Below are 4,932 nucleotides of genomic sequence, written 5' to 3' on the forward strand. Positions count from 1 at the left end.
GGTTGTCACATGAGGCAGCAGGGTGGTGACAGTCTCTTTGAGTTTCGGTGTCTTCTCCAGCTCCAACCCGTTATCCACCAGTTTCGCCACGGCCCACAGCAGGTTGGCGGTAGCTTGAGCGTTCAAGCGGCCTTTCTCTTCTTTTGATTCCGCTTTGGTTTTCACATGGGGCAACAGCGCGGCCACGGCCTCTTTCAGCTTCGGTGTCTTCTCCAACTCCAGCCCGTTGTCCACCAGTTTCGCTACCGCCCACAGCAGGTTGGTGATTCCCTGTGGCTTGAAGTCGTCTTTCTCTTCTTTTGATTCGGCCTTGGTTTTCACATGAGGCAACAGCGAGGTCACGGCCTCTTTGAGCTGCACTGTCTTCTCCAGCTCCAGCCCATGATCCGCCAGTTTCGCCACGGCCCACAGCAGGTTGACGATATGCTGAGGAATAAAGAGGCCTTTATCTTCTTTTGATTCAGCCTTGTTTTTCACACGGGACAACAGCGCGGCCAGAGCCTCTTTGAGCTGCGCTGTCTTCTTCAGCTCCAACCCGTTATCCAAAAGTTTCGCCAGGGCCCACAGCAGGTTCGTTATAGCCTGGGTGTTGAAGTGGTCTTTCTCTTCTTTTGCTTCGGCTTTGGTTTTCACCCGGGGCAACAGCGCAACCACGGCCTCTTTCAGCTTCGGCGTTTTTTCCAGCTCCAGCCCATTGTCCACCAGTTTCGCCACGGCCCAATATAGATTAGCGACTTCCTGTGCCTTGAAGTGGTCTTTCTCTTCTTTTGCTTCGGCTTTGGTTTTCACTTGGGATAGCAGCGCAGCCAAGGCCTCTTTGAGCTTCGGTGTCTTCTCCAACTCCAGCCCGTTGTCCACCAATTTCGCCACAGCCCACAGCAGGTTGGCGATATGCTGGGCATTAAAATAGTCTTTCTCTGCTTTTGATTCGGCTTTGGTTTTTACCTGGGGCAACAGCGCGACCACGGCCTCTTTCAGCTGCGCTGTCTTCTCCAGCGCCAGCCCGTTGTCCACCAATTTCGCCACAGCCCACAGCAGGTTCGCGACTTCCTGTGGCTTGACGTGGTCTTTCTCTTCTTTTGATCCGGCTTTGTTTTTTACCTGGGGCAACAGTGCGGCCACGGCCTCTTTCAGCTGCGCTGTCTTCTCCAGCGCCAGCCCGTTGTCCACCAATTTCGCCACAGCCCACAGCAGGTTCGTGACTTCCTGTGGCTTGAAGTGGTCTTTCTCTTCTTTTGATTCGGCTTTGGTTTTCAAATGTGGCAACATCGCCACCACGGCTTCTTTGAGCTTCGCTGTCTTCGCAAGCTCCAGCCCGTTGTCCACCAGTTTCGCCAGGGCCCACAGCAGGTTGCTGATACCTTGTGCATCAATATCACTGGCTGCGTTTTTTTGGTTGCACTTACGTATTACTGTATCTAGTAAAGTTGACAGTAAAGATGCTTGAGTTTCCTTAACCCCTTCCTCCAGGTATTGATGAGGGGTAAAAACACCCGCTGACGTCAATGAATGAAGCGTTGTCGTCAGACCTCGCCAAGCCCACCCGGGTGTCGTTTTAAAATCGTGCAACAATGGTATCAATTGGCGTTGTTCACTATGATTTAAAGGTCGTTTCAAAGCGGATGTGTATTGTTTAATTGAAGTGGCAAATTGACTGTGTTTTTTTCCATCATAGTAATCACCGTGACGAGCAGATAGCCTCACCAGCCAATCCATTTTTTCTTGTGTGATGAGAGCATTAAAACCATGAACAGGTTTTATGGAATGTCCCCGGGGATGGTTAGCAGAGCAGGCGTCAGAAGCAGGATGACATTGATTACGCTTCTGGATATAGGACGATGGCACATTCACCTTTCTGACTGTGCCATGCCTGTATTGCCTACTACCTGAAGCACTGGCCTGAACGTCTGGTTGTTTGTAATCATTACCTGAAGTTGTGTATTTCCAACTTATACCAGCACCGCCTCTGTCCATAATTATATTTCATTAATTCATGTAAAATATAAAAAATAGACTATTCTACGGCATCAGCAGGCAGCAGTTTTTACTGGCCTTTTTCTCTTCCTTTTTCTTTTTTTGGGCTTTTTTATTTGCTCTTCTAAATATTCTTCGGCGGTAAAATAACAGTCATCTGAACATTGCCCTCCATCATCGGCAGTAAAATATGCCTCATCTGCCGCCCACTCGCCGCTGTTAATTGACACAGAGCCATGGGCCTCTGGCGGGACAGCTAACTTTGCCTTTATTTGCTCAATAACCGTTTTCATTGAATTCTGGTTATCAAGCTTGTTCACCGGGATTTCAATAACTTCAAATCCTAATTTCTGCAGCAGGGCGATTTTCAGCAACGTTGAGCCATTCCTGGTTTTGAAATCACCACTGACGTAATGAGAAGGTCCCTGAATGTCGATAACCATGTTGTAATCTGGCAGTAGCAGGTCAACCGGAGGTAATGAGTTGAGACTCTTTTCTTCTTTTATCGTCAAAGACGGCAGGCTTGATTGGAGTTGATCGCGGAAAGTGGATTGTAATTCTGAAATGACTATCTGGTAATGGGGGACCACTGGACACGCCCTGCCAAGCCAGCTTGCGGCCATGGCAATAATCGATTGATCCTCGATATTGCCTAAGGATGTATTTCCCAGGCGAGAAAATAGTTCACCTATGTGCTTTTCAAGCGGATTTTTTTTATTGCTACCAGAGTCCAGATAAACTCTGGCACAGAATACCATGACTCCCCAGAGAGACAGCGATATATCTAGCTGAGAGAGTTGAGGGTTTTTACTGATTCTGCCAACAAGAAAATCGAACGTAGATTTAATCAGGTTCGGCTCAATGGCCTCACCCAGTTTCGCCAGGGCCCACAGCAGATGGATAGTACCTTTAGTAATGAAGTGACTTCTCTCTTCTTTTGATTCGGCTTTGGTTTTCACATGGTACAACAGCGCGGCCAGGGCCTCTTTGAGCTTTGCTGTCTTCTCCAGCTCGAGCCCGTTGTCCAGCAGTTTCGCCACAGCCCACAACAGGTTGCAGACTTCCTGTGGCTTGAAGTGGTCTTTCTCTTCTTTTGATTCGACTTTGTTTTGCACACAGGGCAACAGCGCGACCACGGCTCCTTTGAGCTGCATTGTCTTCTTCAGCTCCAACCCGTTATCCACAAGTTTCGCCACGGCCCACAGCAGGTTAGCGACTTCCTGCGGGTTGAAGTGGTCTTTCTCTTCTTTTGATTCGGCTTTGGTTTTCACCCAGGGCAACAGTGCGGCCACGACCTTATTGAGCTTCGGTGTGTTCTCCAGCCCCAGCCCGTTGTCCACCAGTTTCGCCAGCGCCCACAGCAGGTTGGCGACTCCCTGTGATTTGAAGTGGTCTTTCTGTTCTTTTGATTCGGCTTTGCTCTTCACATGAGGCAGCAGGGTGGTCACAGTCTCTTTGAGTTTCGGTGTCTTCTCCAGCTCCAGCCCGTTGTCCACCAGTTTCGCCACAGCCCACAGAAGGTTGGCGATATGCTGGGGAATAAAGTGGTCTTTCTCTTCTTTTGATTCGGCTTTGGTTGTCACATGAGGCAGCAGGGTGGTCACAGTCTCTTTGAGTTTCGGTGTCTTCTCCAGCTCCAGCCCGTTATCCACCAGTTTCGCCACGGCCCACAGCAGGTTGGCGGTAGCTTGAGCATTCAAGCGGCCTTTCTCTTCTTTTGATTCGGCTTTGGTTTTCACCTGGGGCAACAGCGCGGCGACGGCCTCTTTCAGCTTCGGTGTCTTCTCCAACTCCAGCCCATTGTCCACCAGTTTCGCTACCGCCCACAGCAGGTTGGCGATTCCCTGTGGCTTGAAGTCGTCTTTCTCTTCTTTTGATTCGGCCTTGGTTTTCACATAAGGCAACAGCGAGGTCACGGCCTCTTTGAGCTGCACTGTCTTCTCCAGCTCCAGCCCGTGATCCACCAGTTTCGCCACGGCCCACAGCAGGTTGACGATATGCTGAGGAATAAAGAGGCCTTTATCTTCTTTTGATTCAGCCTTGTTTTGCACACGGGACAACAGCGCGGCCAGAGCCTCTTTGAGTTGCGCTGTCTTCTTCAGCTCCAACCCGTTATCCACAAGTTTCGCCAGGGCCCACAGCAGGTTCGTTGTAGCCTGGGTGTTGAAGCGGTCTTTCTCCTCTTTTGATTCGGCTTTGGTTTTCACATGGGGCAACAGCGCGACCACGGCCTCTTTCAGCTTCGGCGTTTTTTCCAGCTCCAGCCCATTGTCCACCAGTTTCGCCACGGCCCACAGCAGGTTGGCGATATGCTGGGCATTAAAGTGGTCTTTCTCTGCTTTTGATTCGGCTTTGGTTTTTACCTGGGGCAACAGCGCGGCTACGGCCTCTTTCAGCTGCGCTGTCTTCCCCAGAGCCAGCCCGTTGTCCACCAATTTCACCACAGCCCACAGCAGGTTCGCGACTTCCTGTGGCTTGAAGTGGTCTTTCTCTTCTTTTGATTCAGCTTTGGTTTTCACCCAGGGCAACAGCGCGACCACGGCCTCTTTCAGCTTCGGTGTTTTCTCAAGCTCCAGCCCATTGCCCACCAGTTTTGCCAAGGCCCACAGCAGGTTGCTGATACCTTGTACATCAATATCCCTGGCTTCATTTTTTTGGTTGCACTTAAGTATTACTGCATCAAGTAAATTTGACAGTAAAGCGGCTTGAGTTTCTCTATTCCCCTTATTCATGTATTTATGAGGGATCAAAACATCCGCTGAAGTAAATGAATGAAGCGTTGTTGTCAGGCTTCGCCAGGTCCACCCGGGTGTCACTTTAAAATCGTGCAACAATGGTATCAGTTGGCGTTGTTCACTATGATTTAATGGTCGTTTTTCCCTTGATGTGTATTGTTTGATTGAACAGGCAAATTGACTGTGTGTTTTACCATCATAGTGATCACCATAACGAGCAGAT

General features: G+C 49.8%; 2 protein-coding genes. Both read right to left on the bottom strand.

The genetic code is table 11. The annotated features are described in order from the left end of the window. Positions 1-1,974: DUF1601 domain-containing protein (locus J7438_RS24470; RefSeq protein WP_209278667.1), on the bottom strand; the 1,974-nt coding region annotated here is incomplete at its 3' end. A gap of 53 nt (positions 1,975-2,027) precedes the next feature. Further along, the coding region (locus J7438_RS24475; RefSeq protein ID WP_209278668.1) for an RAP domain-containing protein at positions 2,028-4,932 on the bottom strand (2,905 nt) is incomplete at its 5' end.

It is taken from the genome of Thalassotalea sp. G20_0, from assembly GCF_017744175.1.
Lineage (GTDB): Bacteria > Pseudomonadota > Gammaproteobacteria > Pseudomonadales > Endozoicomonadaceae > Endozoicomonas.